Genomic DNA, 20420 nt, shown 5'->3' on the forward strand with positions numbered 1-20420 from the left:
TGGCCAACGAAGATGACGGCCGCCGATGTCGGGTGCTCCGAGCACGACGGGCAGCGCATGGCCCGATGTGACGAGGGGTGCGACGCCGTCCACGGCCAGGCGGCGGGCAGACCGGTGCGACCCGGTCAGGCCGGGCCGGCGGGCAGGGCCATGCGCAGGGCGAGCAGGTCGACGCCGGGCAGCGGAGACCAGTCCCGCTCCGGGGTACGCACGAAGCCGAGCCCCGCGTACAGCCGGTGGGCGGCGTCGGCGAGCCCGCTGCGGACGCAGATGACCATCGCCGAGCAGCCCTGGTCCACGGCCCGGGACAGGCAGGCCCGGACCAGCGCCGCGCCCGCGCCCCGGCCCTGGGCGGCCGGGTCCACCGCCAACATCCGGAACTCCGCCTCACCCGGCCGGGACAGCTCCGCGTACGGGCTGCCGGGCAGCACGTAGGTGACCGAGCCGAGCACGGCACCGGTCGGCTCGTCGACGGCGACCAGGATCTCGCCGTGCTCCGCCCGGCCGGCCACGTCGGCCAGCACCCCGCCGTAACCGTTCTCGCCCTTGAGCTGGCCGTCGGCCTCGTAGGCGGCGACGGTCAGCCGGGCCACCGCCGGAAACTCGGCCGGCCCGGCCCGCCGGACCAGCAGCCCGGTCGACCGGTCGCCGGGAATCAACCGATCACCGCGATCAGGTCACCGTCCTGCACCACGTCGCCCTCGTTGACCGCGAGCTGCTCGACCACCCCGTCGGACTCGGCGACGACCGGGATCTCCATCTTCATCGACTCCAGGATCACCAACGTGTCCCCCTCGGAGACGGTGTCACCGGTCGACGCCACGACCTTCCACACGTTGGCCACCATCTCGGCGCGGATCTCCTCGGCCATCACGGCCCTCCCTCTCCACCGGGTGTGTCTGCGTCGGTATCCAATCACGTGCCGCCCCCGCGCGGGCGACGAGCGCCGACACCGGCCAGGCCACGCCCACCGACGTACCGCTGCCGCCCCGGCGCACGACGGCGGGTGCCGGCCGCACTAGCATCATCAGGTCGGACCCCGACGCCGGGAGGACCGGCGGCGTGCCCCGACGTCCAGGGTCGCCGCAGCAGGGGTCGGACCCATCACGAGGAGGTCAGCATGGCGAAGAAGGCCCGTAAGAAGAAGGCCCGTAAGAAGAGCGGCGCGAACCACGGCAAGCGCCCCAACTCCTGAGTCGTCCCGGCGGTCCACCGCCGCGACGCCAGGGCCGGCCGGAGCCGGACACACCGGTGGCCCGGGTCGACGTCGACCCGGGCCACCGGTGTGCGTGCCGTCAGCCGGCCGGTGCGGGCCGGATTTCATTCGACGCCGGGTGGGGTGCGGGCACCGGCGCGTCGGGCGGCTGCGGGGTCACCCGGCCGCCGCAGGGTCACTCGGCGAGTTCGCGGGACTCGCTGGCCTCGAAGACCACCAGCTCGGTGAGGCGTACCCGCAGCCGCTCGCGCAGCTGGTCGGGGGCGGTCTCGTTGCCGCAGCAGCGGGCCACCAGCGCCCGTACCTCCTGCTCGATGCCGTACTCACGCAGGCAGGGCCCGCACTCGTCCAGGTGGTAGCGGATCAGCGAACGGCGTTCCTCGGCACACTCCAGGTCCAGGTAGAGGTAGACCTCGGCGAGCACTTCCCGGCAGTCCGTCTCGTGCGGCTTTCCGCAGCTCATGTCACACCTCCCGACTGGCAGTGGCGGTGGTGGTCGAGCCCTTCGCGGGCTGCGCGGCGCTGAAGCCACGCTCCGCGGCGTACCGCTCGAGCAGCTTGCGCAGATTGCGACGCCCGCGGTGCAACCGGGACATCACGGTGCCGATCGGCGTGCCCATGATGTCGGCGACCTCCTTGTACGAGAAGCCCTCGACATCGGTCAGATAGACCGCCAACCGGAACTCCTCCGGCAACTGCTGCAGGGCCTCCTTGACGTCGCTGTCGGGCAGCCGGTCCAACGCCTCGGTCTCGGCCGACCGCAACCCGCTGGAGGTGTGCGACTCGGCCTCGGCGAGCTGCCAGTCGGTGATCTCCTCGGTGGGCGCCTGGATGGGCTGGCGCTGCCGCTTGCGGTAGGAGTTGATGTAGGTGTTGGTCAGGATCCGGTAGAGCCAGGCCTTCAGGTTGGTGCCCTGCTCGAACTGGTGGAAGGCGGCGTACGCCTTCAGGTACGTCTCCTGGACCAGATCCTCGGCATCGGCCGGGTTGCGTGTCATCCGCAGCCCGGCGGCGTAGAGCTGATCGACGAAGGGCATCGCGTCCCGCTCGAAGCGGGCCTTACGCTCGTCCGTCTTCTCGGTGGTCAACCGCACATCCCCTCGCGTCGGATGCTGTCCCGCCGAGGATACGCGGCCGAACCGGCCCACAGCTTCGGTTCCGCCGGGTGTGCTGGTGCTCACCACCTCGTGACCGGTCCCCACCGCCGGCCAGTCCGGGCCGTCCAGCAGCTGTCTGAGCTGCCGTGCGCCCTGCTCGTCCCGCTCCCGGTTCCGTGTCTCGGTCGGCACCGGTCACCCCCCTCGCCAGATTCTTCGTCCGGGAGGCGTAACACCCGACCGCAGGCCGGGCATTCCGCCGGCCCCCGCTCCTGGTCCCGACCCACCGGTCGGCTACCGGCGGGCTGGGACCAGGAAGGGCCTGGGAGGGACGGTCCCGACCACCCGAACCGGAAGGTCGACACCATCGGATGCAACGACGGCTCCGGCGGGGCGGAAACGGGTGGTCACCGCGTCGGTCCGCGCCGGGGCGACCGGTCGACGCGGCGCGGGACGACCCGGTCCGGGCGGATCAGCGGGCCCAGCCGTGTGCGCGCAGCCAGATGAGCACCACCCCGGCCGTGCCGGTCGGATCCCGGCGCAGGTCGTGACGTTCGCCACCGCGTACCACCACCTCGACCGGGCCGGCGGCGGTGGGCGTCCCGAACGGGTCCCGGTCGCCGTTGACCACCAGCGTCGGCAGCCCGGTGACCAGTTCGTCGGCCCGGGAGCGCTCCGGCCGCCCCGGCGGGTGCAGCGGAAAGGCCAACGCGACCACCCCGGCCGCACCCACCGCGCGGGCCGTCCGACAGGCCACCCGGGCACCGCTGGACCGCCCACCGACCAGCAGGGGCAGCTCGGGATGCCGGTGGCGCAGCGCGGCCAGCACCGCCGTCCACGCCTCGTCCAGGTGCCCGGCCGGGGCCGGGGCCCGGCGACCGGCCACCCGGTAGGGCTGGGTCACCCGGGCCACCACCACCCCGGCGTCGCGGGCGGCGTCGCGCAGGGCGAGCAGGTCCGGCGCGTCCACCGCACCACCGGCGCCGTGGCCGAGCACGAGCAGCGACGTCGGCGCGGCGGCCGGCAGGTCGGTGTCGACCCGGGCCGGGCCCCGGGGGGTGTCGAGTTGCGTGGGGTGCGGCACCCGGCCATTCTGCGCCGCCCCGACGGGTCAGCTCAGCGGAACCAGGGTGAGCAGCCGGTCCCGCACCGGTGGGCCGGCGTCGTCGGCCGCGGCGGGATCGGATCCGACCTCGCCACGCCAGGCGACCAGCATGGCCCGGCGCTCACGTGGGGTGGTGCCACCCCACACCCCGTGGGTGTCGCCCACCTCCAACGCCCAGGCCAGGCAGGATCCCTGGACGTCACAGCTGCGGCAGAGCGCCACCGCCGAGTCGGCTGGTTCGTTGGGTGCCGGAAAGAACGTCTCCGGATCCACACTCTGACAGGTTCCTCTGGTCCGCCAGGCATCGTCGGAACGGCGGTCCCGCAACGCGCGCAGCAGTCGCGGATCCCGTCGTGCGGCGGCCACCTCGTGCGGTCGGGGCATACGCGCCCGGGTCATCACACCCACCTCCCCCGTGGGACCGGCAAGATCGACGGGCGTCGTTCACACTGCGCGAAGACGCTCCCAGTGCCAGCGCTGTGTTCTATCGCACTGTTGGCTACGGGGACAAGGGGTCTGCCGGAAAGATGGCTAAAGGTCCGAGCGACGTTTCGCCCGGAACTCTGGCAATTCGTACGCGACAATGTCGCCAATCGCGTTCAGAACAGCGCAGTCTCCCCGTGGGAGCGTTCCCGGTCCACCGGCACCCGGGCGGTCAACTCCGGGCCGTTGTTGCGCACGTTGCCCACCGCCGTCCCGACCGGACGGATCTCCAACCCGGCGAGCCACCCCGCCGGCGGCGGGACCAGCAGCGCCGCCGGATCGTCGGCCGGGGCGAGCCAGTCCGTCCACCGGTCCGACGGCAACAACAGCGGCATCCGGTCGTGCACCTCGGCCAACTCGCCCACCGCCGCCGTGGTCAGCACGCTGAACGTGAGCGACTCCTCCCAGCGGGACCAGATGCCGGCCAACGCCAGCACCGAGCCGTCCCGCGGGGTCATGAAGTAGGGCTGCTTCGCGCCACCGGACCCGCGTACCCACTCGTACCAGCCGTCGGCCGGGACCAGGCAGCGCCGACGGGCGAACGGCACGGCGTACGCCCGGCTGGTGGCGACCGTCTCGGCCCGGGCGTTGATCATGCGGGCCGCGCCGGAGGCCGACTTCGCCCAGTGCGGCACCAGGCCCCAGCGGCCGACCGACAACACCCGCCCCTGCTCGGTGTCGACCCGGACCACCGGCACCGAATCGGTCGGCGCGACGTTGTGGTCCGGCCCGAGCCGACCCTCGGTGTCGTCGTACGACTCGAAGACGGCGCTCAGGTCCCCGGCACTGCGGGTCGTCGCATACCTGCCGCACATGCCGCATACGCTAACGCCCCGCCCCGTCGTGGGTTGTCCCGCCAACCGGGAGTCAGCCGGACGGTCGGCTCGAAATCGTCGCCGGGTTGGCAGAATGTGACCGTGGGAAACCTGACCGCCACCCGTCCGCAACAACCCTGGGCCGCGCCGACCGCCAGTGACCCGGTCACCGCGACGCTGCGCCTACCCGGCTCCAAGTCGATGACCGCCCGCGCCCTGGTGCTCAGCGCGCTGGCCGGCGGCCCGTCAACGCTGCACGGGCCGCTACGGGCCCGCGACACCGAACTCATGGCGGGCGGGCTGCGCGCGATGGGCGCGCACGTCTCCGTCTCCGACGACGACCGCTGGCTGGTCCGGCCGCACCGGCTCGTCGGCCCGGCCCACGTCGACGTCGGCCTCGCCGGCACGGTGATGCGGTTCGTCCCACCGGTCGCCGGCCTCACCGAAGGGCAAGTCACCTTCGACGGCGACCCGCAGGCCCGGGTCCGGCCGCTCGGCCCGCTGATCGGCGCGCTGCGCTCCCTCGGCGTCCGGATCGACGCGCCCGAGACCGGCAGCCTCCCCCTGGTGGTGCAGGGCACCGGTGGGGTCGCCGGTGGCGAGGTGGTGATCGACGCCTCCGCCTCCAGCCAGCTCGTCTCCGGCCTGCTGCTCGCCGGGGCCCGCTTCGACCGGGGCGTGGTGGTCCGGCACCAGGGCCCACCGGTGCCGTCCGCGCCGCACCTGCGGATGACGGTGCAGATGCTGCGGGCCGCCGGAGCAGCCGTCGACGACAGCGTCCCCGACGTCTGGGTGGTCGAGCCGGGGCCGCTCGCCGGCCGGAGCTGGGAGATCGAGCCCGACCTCTCCGGCGCGGTCCCCTTCTTCGCCGCCGCCCTGGTCACCGGCGGTGAGGTCACGTTGCAGGGGTGGCCGCACAACAGCGTCCAGCCGGTCGAGCAGCTCCGCTCGCTGCTGCACCGGATGGGCGGCGAGGTCACCCTGACCACCGCCGGGCTGACCGTCCGCGGCACCGGCACCGTGCACGGGCTGACCGCCGACCTGTCCGACGTCAGCGAGCTGACCCCGGCCCTGACCGCACTGGCCATGCTGGCCGACTCGCCGTCGACCTTCACCGGCATCGGGCACATCCGGGGGCACGAGACCGACCGGCTCGCCGCCCTGGCCCGGGAGTTCACCGGGCTCGGCGCCGACCTGACCGAAACCGCCGACGGGCTGGAGATCCGACCCCGGCCGCTGCACGGGGGAGCCTTCCGCACCTACGCCGACCACCGGATGGCGCACGCCGCCGCGGTGGCCGGGCTCGCCGTCGCAGGCATCGAGGTCGACGACGTGGCATGCACCTCCAAGACCATGCCGGAATTCCCGGCACTATGGTCGGCGATGGTGACCGGCAAGAGCTGACGACGGAGGGGGCAGGTCCTGACGACCAAACGACGGGAGTACGACGAGGACGACGTACGGGTCCGGCCCGGCCGGTCCTCACGTCCCCGTACCCGCACCCGCCCCCGACACGACGACGCGGTCGACGGGTTCGTCATCGCCGTCGACCGGGGCCGGTACACCTGCGTACTCCCCGACGCCCCCGACGGTGCCGCGATAACCGCCATGCGGGCCCGCGAACTGGGCCGCAAGTCGGTGGTGGTCGGTGACCGGGTGAGCCTGGTCGGCGACGTCTCCGGCACCGACGGGGCGCTGGCCCGGATCGTCCGGATCACCGAACGGCGCTCGGTGCTGCGGCGCACCGCCGACGACGACGAGAACACCGCCGAGGGGCGGCTGGAACGGGTGGTGGTCGCCAACGCCGACCAGCTGGTGATCGTCAGCGCGCTGGCCGACCCGCCACCCCGGACCGGCTTCATCGACCGGTGCCTCGTCGCCGCATACGACGCCGGCATCGAGCCGCTGCTCTGCCTGACCAAAGCCGACCTGGCCGGCCCCGAACAGGTGGTCGGCTACTACACCGAGCTGGAACTGCCGTACGTGCTGGTCCGGCCCGACTCCGACCTCGACGCACTGCGCGCCCTGCTCGCCGGCCGGGTGTCGGTGCTGGTGGGGCACTCCGGGGTGGGCAAGTCGACGCTGGTCAACCGGCTGGTGCCGGAGGCGCTGCGGGCGGTCGGCGTGGTCAGCGCGATCGGCCGGGGCCGGCACACCTCCACCAGCGCGGTGGCGCTGCGGCTGCCCCGGACCCCCGGCGGCGACGGGGACCCGGGCTGGATCGTGGACACCCCCGGCATCCGCAGCTTCGGGCTGGCCCACGTCTCGGCCGAGAGCCTGCTGCACGGCTTCCCCGACCTGGTCGAGGGAACGGTGGACTGCCCGCCCAACTGCCCGCACACCCCGGACGAGGCGGACTGCGCCCTGGACGCCTGGGTCACCGCCGGCAAGGCCGACCAGCGCCGACTGGCCTCGTACCGTCGCCTGCTGGCCTCCCGGGCCGGCGAGGGCGACCCCCGCGAGGTGGAGCGCAACCCCGGCGATCCCCTGGCCGGCTCCTGACCTAGCGGGCCAGGCGGTCCAGCAGCTCGCCGAGCAGCGCCCGTTCGCCAGGGGTGAGGTCGCCCGGGTCGTCGCCGACCAGTGCGCGCAACGTCAGTGCGGCGCTCGCCCGGGTGGCGGGGGCATCGGCGGAGGGGGTGTGCAGGACCCCGGCCAGCGCGGCCTCGCGGACGCGTTCGGACAGCCCGAAGTCCGGCTCCGGCTGGCTGATCAAGGTGAGCGTGATGCCGACGTTGGCGGCGAGCACCTGTTCGGCGGCGTCGGCCGCCGGCACCTTGAGCATGCCCTGGGCGGCGGCGCCGGTGAGCCGCTCGCGCAGCGCGGCGTGCGCGGGAGCGGTGACGGCGCAGGGCCTTCCCGGTTCGGCCCGGCCGTAGAGCAGCCCGTAGAACGACGGGTGCTCCAGCCCGAACCGTACGTGGCGGTCCCAGCCCTCCCGCAGGTCGCCCAGCGGGTCGCCGGAACTCTCGACCGCCGTGTACTGGGTGAAGCCGTGGTTGACCACGGCGTCGATCAGGCCCTGCTTGCTGCCGAAGTGGTGGTAGAGCGTCGGGGCCTGCACCCCGGCGCGTTCGCACACCGCCCTCGTGGACACCGTGCCGCTGCTCTCCAGCAACTCCGCCGCGGCGAGGAGGAGTCGATCCCGCGCGTTCTGCATGGTTGCTACAGTAGCGCATGTAGCACTACATTGGCCCCTGTAGCGAAAGGAGAAGTCTCCATGAGAACGTGGTTCATCACCGGTGGAACGCCAGGAGGGTTCGGCCTGTTCTATGCCGAGGCCGCACTGAAGCAGGGCGACCATGTGGCGGTGACCTCCCGTCGCCCCTCCGAACTGCGAGAATGGGCCGAACCGTACGGTGCCCGGGTGCTCGTACTCCCGCTCGACGTCACCGATGCCGAGCAGGTGCGGGCGGCGGTCCGCACGGCGGAGGAGCGGTTCGGCGGGATCGACGTGCTGGTCAACAACGCGGGCCGCGGCTGGTTCGGCTCGGTCGAGGGCGCCCCCGACAAGACGATCCGCCGCACGTTCGACCTCAACCTGTTCGCCGTGGTCGAGGTGATCCGCGCGGTCCTGCCCGGCATGCGGGCACGCGGCGACGGCTGGATCGTGAACATGTCGTCGGTGGCGGGCCTCGTCAGCGCACCAGGATTCGGCTACTACTCCGCGGCGAAGTTCGCCCTCGAAGGACTGTCGGAGACGCTGCGCCACGAAGTCGAACAGTTCGGGGTACGCGTGCTCCTCGTAGAACCTGGAGCATTCCGCACCAACGCCTTCGCCGGCTTCCAGGACGAACCCGTCAACGAGACCGTCGACGCCTACGTGCCGCTGGTCGAGGGCGTCAAGGCGGCATTCGTGGACCACAATTGCAGGCAGGAGGGCGACCCCGAGCGCGGCGTCCAGGCCGTGATCGGCGCGCTGGCCGCGCCCGTCCCGCCGCACCGGATCGTGCTCGGCAACTCCGGCTACGACGCCGTCGTCGCGATGCACGAGAACGCCCTCACGGAACTGCGCTCGAACGAGAAGCTCTCGCGCTCGGCGGACTTCTGAGCCTGCCGACTGAGAGCGCGTCGGAGCCTGCCGACAGGAACCGCGTCGGAGGAGCCTGCCGGCAGGAGACGCGCGGCGCCTGCTGACAGGGCCGCGTCGGCAACCGCCGGAAGTCGGCCGTGCCGCGAACGCGCGGAGCCGCTCCGGGGCGGACCGGGTCACCACACACCACCGAACCGACGGGGCCCTCGCCGACCGTCATCCCGCACCTGAACTGATCACCATGCCGCACGGCCCGTGGCGGGACGGCACCCGCAGCATCACCGTGGCGCCGAGCCGCCACAGGAACACGCCCGGACGCACCCGCGCCCCGGCAACCCGAGAAGACCGGAGAGCAGAGATGGACACCGTCACCCTTCCCCAGGCCGTCGAGAACTTCGTCGCCGCCACCAACGCCCACGACCCGAACGCGCTGGCCGCGGTCTTCGCCGACGGGGCCACCGTGCACGACGACGGGACGGCCTACACCGGCGAGTCCGCGATCCGCGAGTGGATCCAGGTGCACCTGATCAACCCGAAGATCGTGATCACGCCGACCTCGTTCGTCGACGACCGGCTGGTGGCCTCCGGGGACGGGGAGTTCCCCGGCGGGCCCCTGTCCTTCGCGTTCGTGTTCGGCATCAAGGACGACCAGGTCACCGACCTCGCAATCACCCCCGTCTGACCCCTCCCCGACCACAGCCACCCCACCCCTCCCAGCCCTCTCACCGCCCCCTCCCCCGCCCCCGGCCTCGCCGCCGGCCTCGCCGCCTCACCGCCCACCCACCCCGCCCCACCCACCCCGCCCCGGCCCCGCCGCCCGGCACTCCTCTCCCGCCCCGCCTCACCGTCTCGCCTCGCTGCCCAGCCCCCTCCCCCGCCCCGGTGATCAAGAGGTTTGCGTCAGGTGATCAAGAGGTTTACGTCATCCCGGAGCCCTCCCATGACGCAAACCTCTTGATCACGCGCGCGGGAAGTGGGTGGGAGCGGGAGGGGAGGTGGGAGCGGGCGGGGGCGGGGGCGGGGGTTAGGGTTTTGGGGTGACGGGGTATGTGGGGGATGTTGATCTTGCTCATCGGCTTGCGGATGCTGCCGATGCCATCTCGATGAGCCGGTTCCGGGCGCTGGATCTGCGGGTGACGGCGAAGCCGGACCTGACTCCCGTCTCCGACGCGGACACCTCGGTGGAGCGGGAGATCCGGGCGCTGCTGGCCGACCAGCGGCCCGGCGACGGGCTGCTCGGCGAGGAGTACGGCGCACAGCCGGCCACCGGCCCGCACGACCGACGGTGGGTGATCGACCCGATCGACGGCACCAAGAACTTCGTCCGGGGTGTGCCGGTGTGGGCCACCCTGATCGCCCTGCTGGAGGGGGACCGGCCGGTGGTCGGGCTGGTCTCCGCCCCGGCGCTGGGCCGACGCTGGTGGGGCGCCCCCGGCCTGGGCGCGTACGCCGGACCGGACGCCGCCTCCGGCGAGCCGATCCGGGTCTCCGGGGTCCGCGACCTCGCCGACGCCAGCGTCTGCTACTCGTCGCTGACGGGGTGGGAGGCCGCCGACCGGCTGGACGCGGTGCTCCAGTTGATGCGCGACACCTGGCGCAGCCGCGCCTACGGCGACTTCTACGGCTACATGTTGCTTGCCGAGGGGGCACTGGACGTGATGGTGGAGCCGGAATTGTCGCTCTGGGACATTGCCGCGCTGGTGCCGATCGTGACCGCCGCCGGGGGCACCATCACCACCCTGGACGGCACTCCCGCCCCTGGTGGGAGCGTGTCCGGTGAGATCAGCGCGATCGCCACCAACGGTCCGCTGCACGCCGACGTCCTCTCCCGGCTGGGTCGGCCGACCGAGCGCTGAGGCCACCAGCCCTCTATTCTCGCCTGGTGGTGTCCTCCGGCTGGTGCTTCCTCGCGGCGATGATCGTCGCGTACGGCTTCGCCAACATGCTCCAGTCGGTGGCCGCCGCCCGGACGACCGTGCACCACACCTTCGACCCGGGGCTGCTGCTGCGGCTGGCCGGGCACCGGACGTACCTGATCGGGTTGCTCTGCCAGGTGACCGGCTTCGTGCTGGCCTTCCTGGCCCGCCGGGACCTGCCGTTGTTCCTGGTCCAGGCGAGCGTGGCGGCGGGGCTGGGGGTGACCGCCCTGCTGGGGGTGGTGGTGCTCAAGTGGCGGCTGCCCGCCGCCGAGGTGGCGCTGCTGGTGCTGCTCTTCGCCGGGATCACCGCGCTGGTGCTCTCCGCCCAGCCGGCCCCCTCCAAAGGGCTCGGCACCGCCGGCCTGGTCGCCCTGGCGGTGGCGCTCGGCGGGATCGGGCTGCTCGGCTTCTTCGCGGTACGCCTGCACGGGGCGCCCGGTTCGGTGGCGCTCGGTTCCCTGGCCGGGCTGGCGTTCTCCGCCGCCGCGGTGGCCGCCCGGCCGCTGGCCTCCGCCCCGTCGGCCGAGGCGTTCGTCCGTGACCCGCTGCTCTACCTGCTGATCGCCCACTCGCTGGTGGGTCAACTGCTGCTCGGGCTGGCGATGCAGCGGGGCTCCACGACGGCCGCCGTAGCCGCGATGGACGCCGCCGGTGCGGTGCCCGCCGCGATCGTCGGTCTGCTGCTGCTCAACGACAAGATCTGGCCGGGCCGGGAGTGGCTGGCCGCCGTCGGCTTCCTGATCACCCTCGCCTCGGTGATCGGGCTCACCCGGTACGCCGCACCGCAGCACCACCACACGGTGACCCGCCCCCGGGAACGCGCCATGGTCGGCGCGGTCCCCCGCGTCTGAGCGGACGGCCCGGAAACCACGACCGCCCGGAAACCACGACCGCCCCGAAGCCACGACCGCCCCGAAGTCACGACCGTCCGGATCTCCCGGCCCGGTCAGACGCCGACCGGGCCGGCGGTCGCGCCCTTGACCGGGGCGTCAGTGTCGGCCTCGGCCACCGTCGCGGCACCCTCTTCGACCGACGGGTCGACGCCGCCCCCGACCGGCACCACGTCGGGCACCTCGACCGGCGTACGCCGGCCCACCACCCGCTCGTAGAGCCGCTCCAGCGCGCCGGCCGTCCGTTCCCAGGTGTAGCTGCACCGCACCCGGTCCACCGCGGCGTGCCCGTACGCGAACCGGCCCGGGTTGTCGGCGAGCAGGCGGCGCAGCGTCATGCCCAGCGTGCGGACGTCGCCGGGGGGCACCAGCCGGCCGGTGACCTCGTCGACCACCGCGTCGGCGATCCCGCCCACGGCGTAGCCGACCACCGGCACCCCGCAGGCCATCGCCTCCAGCGACACCCGCCCCGCACAGGAGTAGTGCGGGGTGCAGGCCACCACGTCGGCGGAGCGGTACCAGGTCGCCAACTGGTCGTGCGGCACCGCGCCGACCAGCGTGACCTGGTCGGCGACCCCGGTGCGCTCGGCCAGTTCCCGCAGCCGACGGGCCTCCGCGTGGGTGGCCAACTGGTCGGCCGGCGGCCCTCCGGCGATCACCAGCTCCGCGTCGCCGACCAGCCGCATCGCCCGGATCAGGTCGTCCTGCCCGTGCCCGGGGGAGAGTCCGCCGACGGAGAGGATCCGGGCCCGCTGCTCGCGGGGGGCGGCCTCGCCGTCGGGGTGGAACCGCTCGACGTCCACGCCGGTCGGCACCATCGCCACCGAGGTCCGTTGCAGCCCCATCCGGGTCAGCTCGTCGACCTCGGCGTTGCACTGGGCCACGGCGACGTCCACCGCCCGGGTGAGGGCCCGCTCCAGGGGGATCCGCTCATCCGGGCCGTCGTACTGGTGGCCGAGGTGACGGCGTTGTTCGACGCCGAGCGAATGGAAGGTCTGCACCACCGGGATGTCCGTTTCGCGGACGGCGTGCGCGGCGGCCAGGCCACCGATCCAGTAGTGCCCGTGCACCACCTCGGGCGCCCACTCCCCGGCCCAGTGCTCGGCCAGCCAGCGGCCCAACTCGGGGACGTACGGGACCAGGTCGGCGGTGGCGGTGGGCTGCGCCGGGCCGACGGGCACCCGTTGCACCCGGTAGCCGTCGACCTCGACGCTCGCCGGCAGGGCGGGATCGTCGCGGCGCTCGTACACCCGGACGTCGTGGCCGCGTGCGGCCAGTTCGCCGGCGACCCGGGCGACGTGCTCGTGGGTACCGACGGGTGGTTCTGCCGCGGACCGGGACGGCCCGGCGTGCGCGCAGACGAGGCCGACGCGCATGGTGCACCTCCATGCGATCTGCGAGGGTGGTCTCCGGTCAGAGCGTCCCATTAACCGGGGTCCCACGAGCCGAAACCTCGCAGATCGGAAGCGGTCAGCGGCTGGTGGCGGCGGCGGTGGGCGGCGCCGCCACCCGTCGGGCCGCCCGCCGGGTGGCGCCGCACGATCAGTCGGCGTCCCCCGGCATGACCCGGCCGCCCCGGGGGTACCGACCAGAGATGCCGCTGACCCGCATCCCCGTCGAGGCCACCACGCTGGTCCCCGACGCTCCGGGCGGGATCGACGCCAGCCCGGCGTACCCCGTCCCCCGACACGGCGTCGCCGTGGGCACGCCGGGCGTCGCCGCCCGGCCCGACCGGGCGGGACGACGATGAGCCGCTCCGACCTGCCGCCGACCCGTCGCCCGGGGGCCGGTCCCCCCGGGACGGCCCCTCCACCAGCGGTGGGGTGCCGGGTGGCCGTCGACGACTCGTCGGCGGTGGTGTGGCTCAGCGGGGTGCTCGAACCGGCCGACCACGACCGGGTCCGCGACGCCCTGCTCGCCCGGCTCGGTGACCGGCCCGGCCCGATCGTGGTCGACGTGTCGGGGCTGCGGTCCGCCGGGCCCACCGTCGACCGCCTGCTGGCTGAGGTACGACGGACGGTGCGCGACTGGCCGGCGGCCGACCTGCTGGTGGTCGACCCCGCCGGGACGGTCAGCGGGGAGCTGGCGGTCCACGCCACCCGCGACGGGGCGACGGCCGCGTTGGCCCGTACGCCGATGGCGGCGGTGCTGACCGAGGAACTGGCCCCGGCGGTCGGTGCGGCCCGGCGGGCCCGGGAACTGGTGACCGACGGCTGCGCCCGGTGGGGCGTGCCGGAGCTGGCCGAACCGGCCTGCATCGCGGTCACCGAGCTGGTCAACAACGTGGTGGCGCACGCGGCGACCCCGATGACGCTGCGGTTGGCCCCGGAGGGCGGCACCCTGCACGTGGCCGTCCGGGACCACTCCCGGCAGCAGCCGAGGTATGCGGGGTTGGCCCCGCTCACCTCGGCCGGCGGCCGGGGCCTGCTGCTCATCGACACGGTGGCCCGCCGCTGGGGCAGCACCCTGCTCCCGGATGGCAAGGTGATCTGGTGCGTGTTGCACACCGAGGACGAGTCATCCTGGCATCACGACTGATTTCTGCATTTTCGTCCCGATCCGGGGAGCGGGACCCGGTTACCCGGCCCCCGCCAGTGGGTAGTGCTCAGCCATGCGCGACGACGAGTTCCCGACCCCCGTGTCCGACCCCGAGGCGCTCGGCCTGCCCGACACCGCCGACGACGACTCGACCGCCAACGACGACGTGCTGACCGGCCGGGAGGCCGACGGCCCGGACCCGGCCCAGCTGCCCGGCGACCGGACCCCGGTCGCGGTCGACCACTTCGGCACCACCGCCGACGAGCAGCTCGACGGCGAGTCGTTGGACTACAAGCTCGCCCGCGAGCAGTACGAACGGCGGGCCGACGATCCGCTCGCCGGCCCGGTCGACCCGGACATCGCCGCCGAGGCGGAGAACGAGGAGGCCGCCGCGCAGGCCCAACTCGACGCCGACGTGCTGAACCCGGGCCCCACCTCGGACCCGAACTCCCCGGTCTCGCTCTATGACCACGGTCAGCTCGGCACGGTCGCCGACGCCCAGGTGGGCCGCCTGGTCGAACCGGACGAGGGTGCCCGCACCGACCAGGAGACCGACAGCATCGCGTACGACGCGGGTGCGGCCGGCGGCGGCGCGAGCGCCGAAGAGCTGGCCATCCACGAGACCCGGCCGCCCGAGGCGCACTGACCCCGGCCGTCCCGGCCCCGCACTGCCCAGTCGCCCAGCCCAGCACTGCCCCGGCCGTTCAGGCCCCGCACTGCCCAGTCGCCCAGGACCGCACTGCTCAGTCGTCCAGGCCCCGCTCGATCGCGTAGCGGGTCAGCTCCACCCGGTTGTGCAGTTGGAGCTTGCCCAGCGTGTTCTGCACGTGGTTCTGCACGGTGCGGTGCGACAACCCGAGCCGCCCGGCGATCTGCTTGTAGGACAGCCCCTTCGCCACCAGCCGCAGCACCTCGGTCTCCCGTTCGGTGAGCCGGGGTGCCGCGTCGTGTCCGCCGTCGGCCGAACCGCCGGCCGACGGCGGGTCGGCGGCGAGCCGCCGGTACTCACCCAGCACCAGGCCGGCCAGGCCGGGGGTGAAGACCGGCTCACCGGCTGCCGTGCGGCGCACCGCGTCCAGGAACTCCGCCGGGCCCGCCGACTTCAGCAGGTAACCGGTGGCCCCGGCCTTCACCGCGTCCAGGACGCCCTGCTGCTCGCCGCTGGCCGACAGCATCAGCACCCGCACCCGGGGCAGCGCGGCGCGCAGCCCCTGGATCACCTCCACCCCGGAGATGTCCGGCAACTGGAGGTCGAGCACCACCAGGTCGGGTCGGGCGGCGGCGGCCACCCGGACCGCCTGGCGGCCCTCGCCGCTGGTCGCCACCACCAGGTGGCCGGCCTCGGTGAGGTCCCGGGCCACCCCCTCCCGCCACATCGGGTGGTCGTCGACCACCATCACCCGGGTCCCGGTCATCGGTTCCTCCTCGGCACCATCAGTTCGAGTTCGGTGCCCTCCCCCGGCGTCGAGACGATCCGCGTCTCGCCCCCGAGATCGGCTATCCGACCACGGATGGCCTGGGCCACCCCCAGCCGCCCCTGCCTGGCCGCCTCGGCCAGCCGCCCCTGCGGGATGCCCGGACCGGCGTCGCGGACCGACACGGTCACCGTCTCCCCCTCGTCCTCGACCAGCACCCAGGCCCGCCCGTCGGCGTGCCGCCGCACGTTGTCCAGCGCCGCCGCCGTCGCGGCGGCCACCTCCAGGGCCACCGGGGCGGGCAGCGGCACCGGGGTGGCCGGGGCGGAGACCTGCACCGCCGCCGAGGCGTACCCGGCCAGCAGGGAGCGCAGGTCCACCTCGCCCACCGGGTCGGCGGGGGAGGTCGGCGGCGCACCGGAGATCAACGCGCGCAGCGCCACCTCCTGCTGACCGGCGAGCCGGGCCAGCTCACCGGCCTCCCCGTCGAGGTGTGCCCCGCGCCGCTGGACCAACGCCAGCACCTGGAGCACCGAGTCGTGGATGTCGCGGGCCAGCCGCTCCCGTTCCCGGGTCGCCGCCTCCAGCTCCACCGCCCGCTGCAACCGCTGCTCGGCGGTCACCGCCAACCGGGCCACGTGCCCCACCACCACCCCGGCGAGCAGCAGCAGGATCACCCCGGTCAGCGAGGACGGGCCGACCCGGCCCCGGGTGGCCAGGTCCGTGCCGCCGACCAGCAGGGCGGCCACCGTGCCGCGCCGCCGTCCGCCGGACACCGCCCAGGCCAGCACCGGCCCGGCCAGCCAGGCCACGGCCAGGGCCGGCACCCCCGCCGCCAGCGCCGGACGGCCCACCACCCACGGCGTGACGGCCAGGATCGACAGGACCACACCGAGGTCGGCCAGGAGCAGCGGCCAGCCCCGGTTGGCCGGCCGGGCGTAGCCGACCGCGGTCACCCCGGACCAGGCCAGCATCACCAGGAGTACGCCACCGGCGGCGACCGGGTGGGCGTACCGGTCGGCGTCGCGCAGGACCAGCAGCCCGACGTACGCCAGCGAGGCGAAGCGGAAGACCGCGACGGAGCGCCAGAGCGGGACCTCGAAACCACCCGGCGGGGACGACGGCATGGGCGTCACCATGCCACAGCCACCCCGGTGACCCGCCGGGCCGGCCGGTGCGGCACGGACAACCCTGACGTACGGTAGAAACAGCGCGAAAGACTCCGAGATCGCTGCCGGGACAGGGCCCATGACGAACGCAGAACTTCCCACACCGCGTACGGTGGTGCCCATCGAATCTTCCCTTCTCATCGCCGAGGCGTTCGACCAGGCGCAGGTGACCGAGCTGAGACACTCGGTCAGCTCCTGCGCGCACGCCGCCGGGCTGTCCGGCCAACGCCTCGACGACTTCGTGCTGGCGGTCAACGAGCTGATCACCAATGCCGTCCGCCACGGCGGCGGTCAGGGCTGGCTGCGGCTCTGGCGACGCCCCGGCGAGCTGGTCTGCGAGGTCGCCGACCACGGCAACGGCATGAGCGAGCAGCAGCTCGACGACCGCAGCCGGCCGGCCCCGGACACCGCCGGCGGCTGGGGGCTGTGGCTGGCCCGGGAGCTCAGCGACGCGATGGAGGTCGAGAGCGGCGCGGCCGGCACCACGGTCCGGATCAGCGCCGCCGCCAACTGACACCACCGGGCGGCCCTCCGCCGGGGGCCGAGCTGGGCCGGCGCGCAGAGCCGCACCCGGGGCCGGCCGCCGGGCCGGTCAGCCGAACAGGGCGCTGACCGACTCGCCGTTGTGGATCCGCCGCATCGCCTCGGCCAGCGCCGGGGCCACCGAGAGCACCGTCAACTCCGGCACCCGCTTCTCCGGCGGGATCGGCACCGTGTTGGTGCAGACGATCTCGCGCACCCCCTCGGTGGCGCTGAGCCGCTCCAACGCGCCGCTGGAGAACAGGCCGTGGGTGCAGGCCAGCCGGATCGACCGGACGTTGCGCTCCCGCAGGTGGGCGATCAGCTCGATCACCGTGCTGCCCTTGGCGATCTCGTCGTCCAGCACGATCACGTCCCGGTCGGTCACCTCACCGATCACCGTGCTGATGGTGACCCGGTCGTCGCTGAACCGCTGCTTGGCCCCCGCCGCGACGGGGGTGCCGAGCATCCGGGCGAACGCCGCAGCCTCCTTCGCGTTACCCAGGTCCGGCGAGACCACCACCGTGTTGCCCAGGTCGTCCCCCCGGAAGTGGGCGGCCAGCTCCCGCAGGGCGTGCAGGTGGTCGACCGGGACGCTGAAGAAGCCGTGCACCTGCGGCGAGTGCAGGGTCATCGCCAGCACCCGCTGGGCGCCGGCCGAGGTGAGCAGGTCGGCCACCAGCCGGGCCCCGATCGAGATGCGCGGGGCGTCCTTCTTGTCCGACCGGGCGTACGCGTAGTGCGGCAGCACCACGGTGATCCGCCCGGCCGACGCCCCCCGGGCCGCGTCGATCATGAGCAGCAGCTCGACCAGGTTCTCCTGGACGGGCGGCACCAGGGGCTGGATCAGGAAGACGTCCCGCTCCCGGCAGTTCGCCTGCAACTGCACCTCAAGGCAGTCGTTGGCGAACCGGGACACCCGCACCGGGTGCAGCGGCACCCCCAGGTGGGCACAGATCTCGGCGGCGAGGTCGGGATGGGCGGTTCCACTGAACACGGCGATGTCGCGCACGTCTGGAGATCGTACGGAGCCACCGTGGTTCTCCGGAGCGCACCCGGCCGGTACGGTGCCGAAATGACCGGAGAGTACGTCGCCGCCATCGACCAGGGCACCACCTCGTCGCGCTGCATCGTCTTCGACCGGGCCGGTGGGATCGTCGCCGTCGCCCAACGCGAGCACCGGCAGATCTTCCCCCGGCCCGGCTGGGTGGAGCACGACGCCGAGGAGATCTGGGCCAACGTCGAACAGGTGGTCCGTGACGCGCTGGCCGCCGCCGGTACCGGCCCGGACGGGTTGGCCGCCGTCGGCATCACCAACCAACGGGAGACCACCGTGGTCTGGGACCGGGCGACCGGCCGGCCGGTCGCCAACGCCATCGTCTGGCAGGACACCCGCACCGGCCCGCTGCTGCGCGACCTGGCCGGGTCGTACGGCGAGGAGAAGCTGCGGGCCCGGACCGGCCTCACCCTGGCCACCTACTTCGCCGGCCCGAAGCTGCGCTGGCTGCTGGACAACGTCGACGGGCTGCGCGGGCGTGCCGAGCGGGGCGAGGTGCTCTTCGGCACCATGGACAGCTGGTTGATCTGGAAGCTGACCGGCCGGCACGTCACCGACGTGACCAACGCCAGCCGGACCATGCTGATGGACCTGGAGACCCTCGACTGGGACCCGGAGCTGCTCGACGCGCTGGGCGTACCGGCCGGGATGCTGCCGCAGATCCGCAGCTCGGCGGAGGTCTACGGGACGGCCCACGGGGTGCTCGCCGGGGTGTCGGTGGCCAGTGCGCTCGGCGACCAGCAGGCCGCCCTGTTCGGGCAGACCTGTTTCCAGCCCGGCGAGGCGAAGTGCACCTACGGCACCGGCAGTTTCCTGCTGCTCAACACCGGGGCCAGCCCGGTGCCGTCCACCCACGGCCTGCTGACCACGGTGGCCTACCGGATCGACGGCCAGCCGGCCGCGTACGCCCTGGAGGGGGCGATCGCGGTGACCGGTTCGCTGGTGCAGTGGTTGCGGGACAACCTCGGGTTGATCTCGTCGGCGGCCGAGATCGAGGAGTTGGCCGCCAGCGTGGACGACAACGGCGGCTGTTACGTGGTGCCCGCCTTCTCCGGGTTGTTCGCGCCGCACTGGCGTCCCGACGCCCGGGGGGTGATCGCCGGGCTGACCGGTTACATCACCAAGGGGCACCTGGCCCGGGCGGCGCTGGAGGCGTCGGCCTGGCAGACCCGCGAGGTGGTCGACGCGATGAACGCCGACTCCGACGTGGCGTTGCGTCGGTTGCGGGTGGACGGTGGGATGACCGCCAACGGGCTGCTGATGCAGTTCCTCGCCGACGTGCTGGCGGTGCCGGTGGTCCGCTCCCGGATCACCGAGACCACCTGCCTCGGCGCGGCGTACGCGGCCGGCCTGGCGGTCGGCTACTGGCCGGATCTGGCCACCCTGCGCGCCCAGTGGCGTTCCGACGCGCAGTGGGAGTCCCGGATGGACCCGGCGGACCGGCAGCGCGAACTGGGCCGGTGGCGCAAGGCGGTCGCCCGCACGCTCGACTGGGTCGACTGACCCCCATGGCGACCCGCCGGTCGATCGGTTCCCGACGCCCCGACCGATACGATCGGTCGGGGGGATGCCACATGCAGACAGTCGGTCCGTACGCGCTGCACCGCAAGCTCAGTTCGTGCGAGCTGGGCGAGGTGTGGGCCGCGCGGGACACCGCCGAGCGGCCGTTCACCGTGGCCGTGCTCGCGCCGGCCGCCGCCGAGGGCGGCTGGCGGGAGGCGTTCGCCGCCGCGGCCAACACGCTCGCCCGGTCCGACGGCCTGCCGATCACCGGGGCCAACCACACCGGACCGGTCCCCTGGGTGGCCTGCGCCGCCGAGCAGGGCGCGGGGGCCGCGCACGTCTTCCTCGCCCTCGGCCAGCGCCTCGTCCCGGCCGGGGAGCCCTCGACCGGGGTCGGGCCGCAGCGGCTCGGCCCGCCCGGTGCGACCGCCCCGGTGAGCCCGGCGGCCGGCGCGGCACCGGTGACCGGCCCGCCGGCCGGGCGTGCCGACGGTGGCGCGACCGGTTCCCCGGTGGACGGGTCACGCCCGGCGACGGCTGTGGCCACCTCCGCCGGGCCGGTCACCGACGGCACCGCGACCCCGGCCGGCGTACCCCGGTCGTCGGGGCCGACCTCGCCCGCCGCCCGGCCGGCCCCGCAACCGCCGGCCCCGCCCCGGAC

At 73.8% G+C, this 20420-nt stretch carries 24 protein-coding genes; 12 read left to right on the forward strand and 12 right to left on the reverse strand.

The features are described 5' to 3' along the window. Positions 1 to 125: 125 nt before the first annotated feature. A complete protein-coding gene (locus tag ACQP2H_RS25790; protein ID WP_308291117.1) occupies positions 126 to 656 on the reverse strand; it encodes a GNAT family N-acetyltransferase in 531 nt (176 codons plus the stop codon). Next, positions 656 to 871, reverse strand: coding sequence for a biotin/lipoyl-binding carrier protein (locus ACQP2H_RS25795; RefSeq protein ID WP_145921537.1), 216 nt, complete (start codon positions 869 to 871; stop codon positions 656 to 658). The genes ACQP2H_RS25790 and ACQP2H_RS25795 overlap by 1 nt, the downstream gene beginning before the upstream one ends. A gap of 249 nt (positions 872 to 1120) precedes the next feature. Between ACQP2H_RS25795 and ACQP2H_RS25800 the strand changes: the two genes are divergently transcribed. Continuing rightward, positions 1121 to 1195: a 50S ribosomal protein bL37 gene (locus ACQP2H_RS25800; protein ID WP_369700219.1), complete on the forward strand. Its 75-nt coding sequence runs from the start codon at positions 1121 to 1123 to the stop codon at positions 1193 to 1195. A gap of 196 nt (positions 1196 to 1391) precedes the next feature. On the opposite strand, the gene rsrA is transcribed toward ACQP2H_RS25800, so the two are convergent. The 5 genes from rsrA to ACQP2H_RS25825 all read right to left on the reverse strand — a co-directional run bounded on the left by rsrA (position 1392) and on the right by ACQP2H_RS25825 (position 4716). Continuing rightward, positions 1392 to 1679 (reverse strand): mycothiol system anti-sigma-R factor, encoded by a 288-nt coding sequence (gene rsrA / locus ACQP2H_RS25805; protein WP_067312082.1) that lies wholly within the window; start codon positions 1677 to 1679, stop codon positions 1392 to 1394. Between the two features lies 1 nt (position 1680). Then, a complete protein-coding gene (locus tag ACQP2H_RS25810; protein WP_219464530.1) occupies positions 1681 to 2505 on the reverse strand; it encodes a sigma-70 family RNA polymerase sigma factor in 825 nt (274 codons plus the stop codon). Between the two features lie 280 nt (positions 2506 to 2785). Further along, positions 2786 to 3397: an alpha/beta hydrolase family protein gene (locus tag ACQP2H_RS25815; RefSeq protein ID WP_433229199.1), complete on the reverse strand. Its 612-nt coding sequence runs from the start codon at positions 3395 to 3397 to the stop codon at positions 2786 to 2788. Positions 3398 to 3424: 27 nt separating this feature from the next. After that, positions 3425 to 3817 carry a WhiB family transcriptional regulator gene (locus ACQP2H_RS25820; RefSeq protein WP_208568120.1) on the reverse strand — a complete coding sequence of 131 codons (393 nt, stop codon included), beginning with the start codon at positions 3815 to 3817 and terminating at the stop codon, positions 3425 to 3427. A 200-nt stretch (positions 3818 to 4017) separates the two neighbouring features. After that, positions 4018 to 4716 (reverse strand): SOS response-associated peptidase, encoded by a 699-nt coding sequence (locus tag ACQP2H_RS25825; RefSeq protein WP_219464533.1) that lies wholly within the window; start codon positions 4714 to 4716, stop codon positions 4018 to 4020. 102 nt (positions 4717 to 4818) lie between these two features. Between ACQP2H_RS25825 and aroA the strand changes: the two genes are divergently transcribed. Then, positions 4819 to 6120 carry a 3-phosphoshikimate 1-carboxyvinyltransferase gene (gene aroA, locus ACQP2H_RS25830; RefSeq protein WP_219464534.1) on the forward strand — a complete coding sequence of 434 codons (1302 nt, stop codon included), beginning with the start codon at positions 4819 to 4821 and terminating at the stop codon, positions 6118 to 6120. A 204-nt stretch (positions 6121 to 6324) separates the two neighbouring features. Continuing rightward, complete coding sequence (rsgA, locus tag ACQP2H_RS25835) at positions 6325 to 7218, forward strand: ribosome small subunit-dependent GTPase A (RefSeq protein ID WP_255597727.1); 894 nt, start codon at positions 6325 to 6327, stop codon at positions 7216 to 7218. 1 nt (position 7219) lies between these two features. Here the strand turns inward: rsgA and ACQP2H_RS25840 are convergent, their stop codons facing one another. Further along, positions 7220 to 7876, reverse strand: coding sequence for a TetR/AcrR family transcriptional regulator (locus ACQP2H_RS25840; protein ID WP_219464535.1), 657 nt, complete (start codon positions 7874 to 7876; stop codon positions 7220 to 7222). Between the two features lie 60 nt (positions 7877 to 7936). On the opposite strand from ACQP2H_RS25840, the gene ACQP2H_RS25845 reads away from it, so the two are divergent. The 4 genes from ACQP2H_RS25845 to ACQP2H_RS25860 all read left to right on the forward strand — a co-directional run bounded on the left by ACQP2H_RS25845 (position 7937) and on the right by ACQP2H_RS25860 (position 11519). Beyond that, positions 7937 to 8767 carry an SDR family NAD(P)-dependent oxidoreductase gene (locus ACQP2H_RS25845; RefSeq protein WP_433229203.1) on the forward strand — a complete coding sequence of 277 codons (831 nt, stop codon included), beginning with the start codon at positions 7937 to 7939 and terminating at the stop codon, positions 8765 to 8767. 340 nt (positions 8768 to 9107) lie between these two features. Next, positions 9108 to 9431: a nuclear transport factor 2 family protein gene (locus ACQP2H_RS25850; RefSeq protein WP_219464537.1), complete on the forward strand. Its 324-nt coding sequence runs from the start codon at positions 9108 to 9110 to the stop codon at positions 9429 to 9431. Positions 9432 to 9786: 355 nt separating this feature from the next. Next, positions 9787 to 10605, forward strand: a complete 819-nt coding sequence (gene hisN, locus ACQP2H_RS25855) for a histidinol-phosphatase (protein ID WP_433229206.1) — start codon at positions 9787 to 9789, stop codon at positions 10603 to 10605. A gap of 26 nt (positions 10606 to 10631) precedes the next feature. After that, positions 10632 to 11519: a hypothetical protein gene (locus tag ACQP2H_RS25860; RefSeq protein ID WP_219464539.1), complete on the forward strand. Its 888-nt coding sequence runs from the start codon at positions 10632 to 10634 to the stop codon at positions 11517 to 11519. A 95-nt stretch (positions 11520 to 11614) separates the two neighbouring features. Here ACQP2H_RS25860 and ACQP2H_RS25865 read toward each other — a convergent pair whose 3' ends face one another. Then, positions 11615 to 12934 carry a glycosyltransferase gene (locus ACQP2H_RS25865; protein ID WP_219464541.1) on the reverse strand — a complete coding sequence of 440 codons (1320 nt, stop codon included), beginning with the start codon at positions 12932 to 12934 and terminating at the stop codon, positions 11615 to 11617. A gap of 218 nt (positions 12935 to 13152) precedes the next feature. Between ACQP2H_RS25865 and ACQP2H_RS25870 the strand changes: the two genes are divergently transcribed. From ACQP2H_RS25870 to ACQP2H_RS25880, 3 genes are all read left to right on the forward strand, one after another. Continuing rightward, on the forward strand, positions 13153 to 13308 hold the full coding sequence (locus ACQP2H_RS25870) for a hypothetical protein (protein WP_219464542.1): 156 nt from the start codon (positions 13153 to 13155) through the stop codon (positions 13306 to 13308). An 80-nt stretch (positions 13309 to 13388) separates the two neighbouring features. Beyond that, positions 13389 to 14096, forward strand: coding sequence for an ATP-binding protein (locus ACQP2H_RS25875; protein ID WP_308290906.1), 708 nt, complete (start codon positions 13389 to 13391; stop codon positions 14094 to 14096). Between the two features lie 73 nt (positions 14097 to 14169). After that, the gene (locus tag ACQP2H_RS25880) at positions 14170 to 14742 is read left to right on the forward strand and encodes a DUF5709 domain-containing protein (RefSeq protein WP_208568109.1); all 573 of its coding nucleotides are present in this window, start codon (positions 14170 to 14172) and stop codon (positions 14740 to 14742) included. A 97-nt stretch (positions 14743 to 14839) separates the two neighbouring features. On the opposite strand, the gene ACQP2H_RS25885 is transcribed toward ACQP2H_RS25880, so the two are convergent. Then, entirely contained in the window at positions 14840 to 15511 is a 672-nt protein-coding gene (locus ACQP2H_RS25885) for a response regulator (RefSeq protein ID WP_208568108.1), read from the reverse strand. Further along, positions 15508 to 16638, reverse strand: a complete 1131-nt coding sequence (macS, locus tag ACQP2H_RS25890; RefSeq protein ID WP_219464544.1) for a MacS family sensor histidine kinase — start codon at positions 16636 to 16638, stop codon at positions 15508 to 15510. The genes ACQP2H_RS25885 and macS overlap by 4 nt, the downstream gene beginning before the upstream one ends. A 121-nt stretch (positions 16639 to 16759) precedes the next feature. Here macS and ACQP2H_RS25895 point away from each other — a divergent pair, with 121 nt between their 5' ends. Then, positions 16760 to 17194 carry an ATP-binding protein gene (locus ACQP2H_RS25895; protein ID WP_219464545.1) on the forward strand — a complete coding sequence of 145 codons (435 nt, stop codon included), beginning with the start codon at positions 16760 to 16762 and terminating at the stop codon, positions 17192 to 17194. Between the two features lie 78 nt (positions 17195 to 17272). Here the strand turns inward: ACQP2H_RS25895 and ACQP2H_RS25900 are convergent, their stop codons facing one another. Then, positions 17273 to 18211 (reverse strand): ribose-phosphate diphosphokinase, encoded by a 939-nt coding sequence (locus ACQP2H_RS25900; RefSeq protein ID WP_208568105.1) that lies wholly within the window; start codon positions 18209 to 18211, stop codon positions 17273 to 17275. Positions 18212 to 18274: 63 nt separating this feature from the next. On the opposite strand from ACQP2H_RS25900, the gene glpK reads away from it, so the two are divergent. Next, positions 18275 to 19759, forward strand: a complete 1485-nt coding sequence (gene glpK / locus ACQP2H_RS25905) for a glycerol kinase GlpK (RefSeq protein ID WP_219464546.1) — start codon at positions 18275 to 18277, stop codon at positions 19757 to 19759. Positions 19760 to 20420 lie beyond the last annotated feature (661 nt).

Origin of the sequence: Micromonospora sp. CA-248260 (assembly GCF_050942205.1) — a bacterium.
Lineage (GTDB): Bacteria > Actinomycetota > Actinomycetes > Mycobacteriales > Micromonosporaceae > Micromonospora > Micromonospora antibiotica.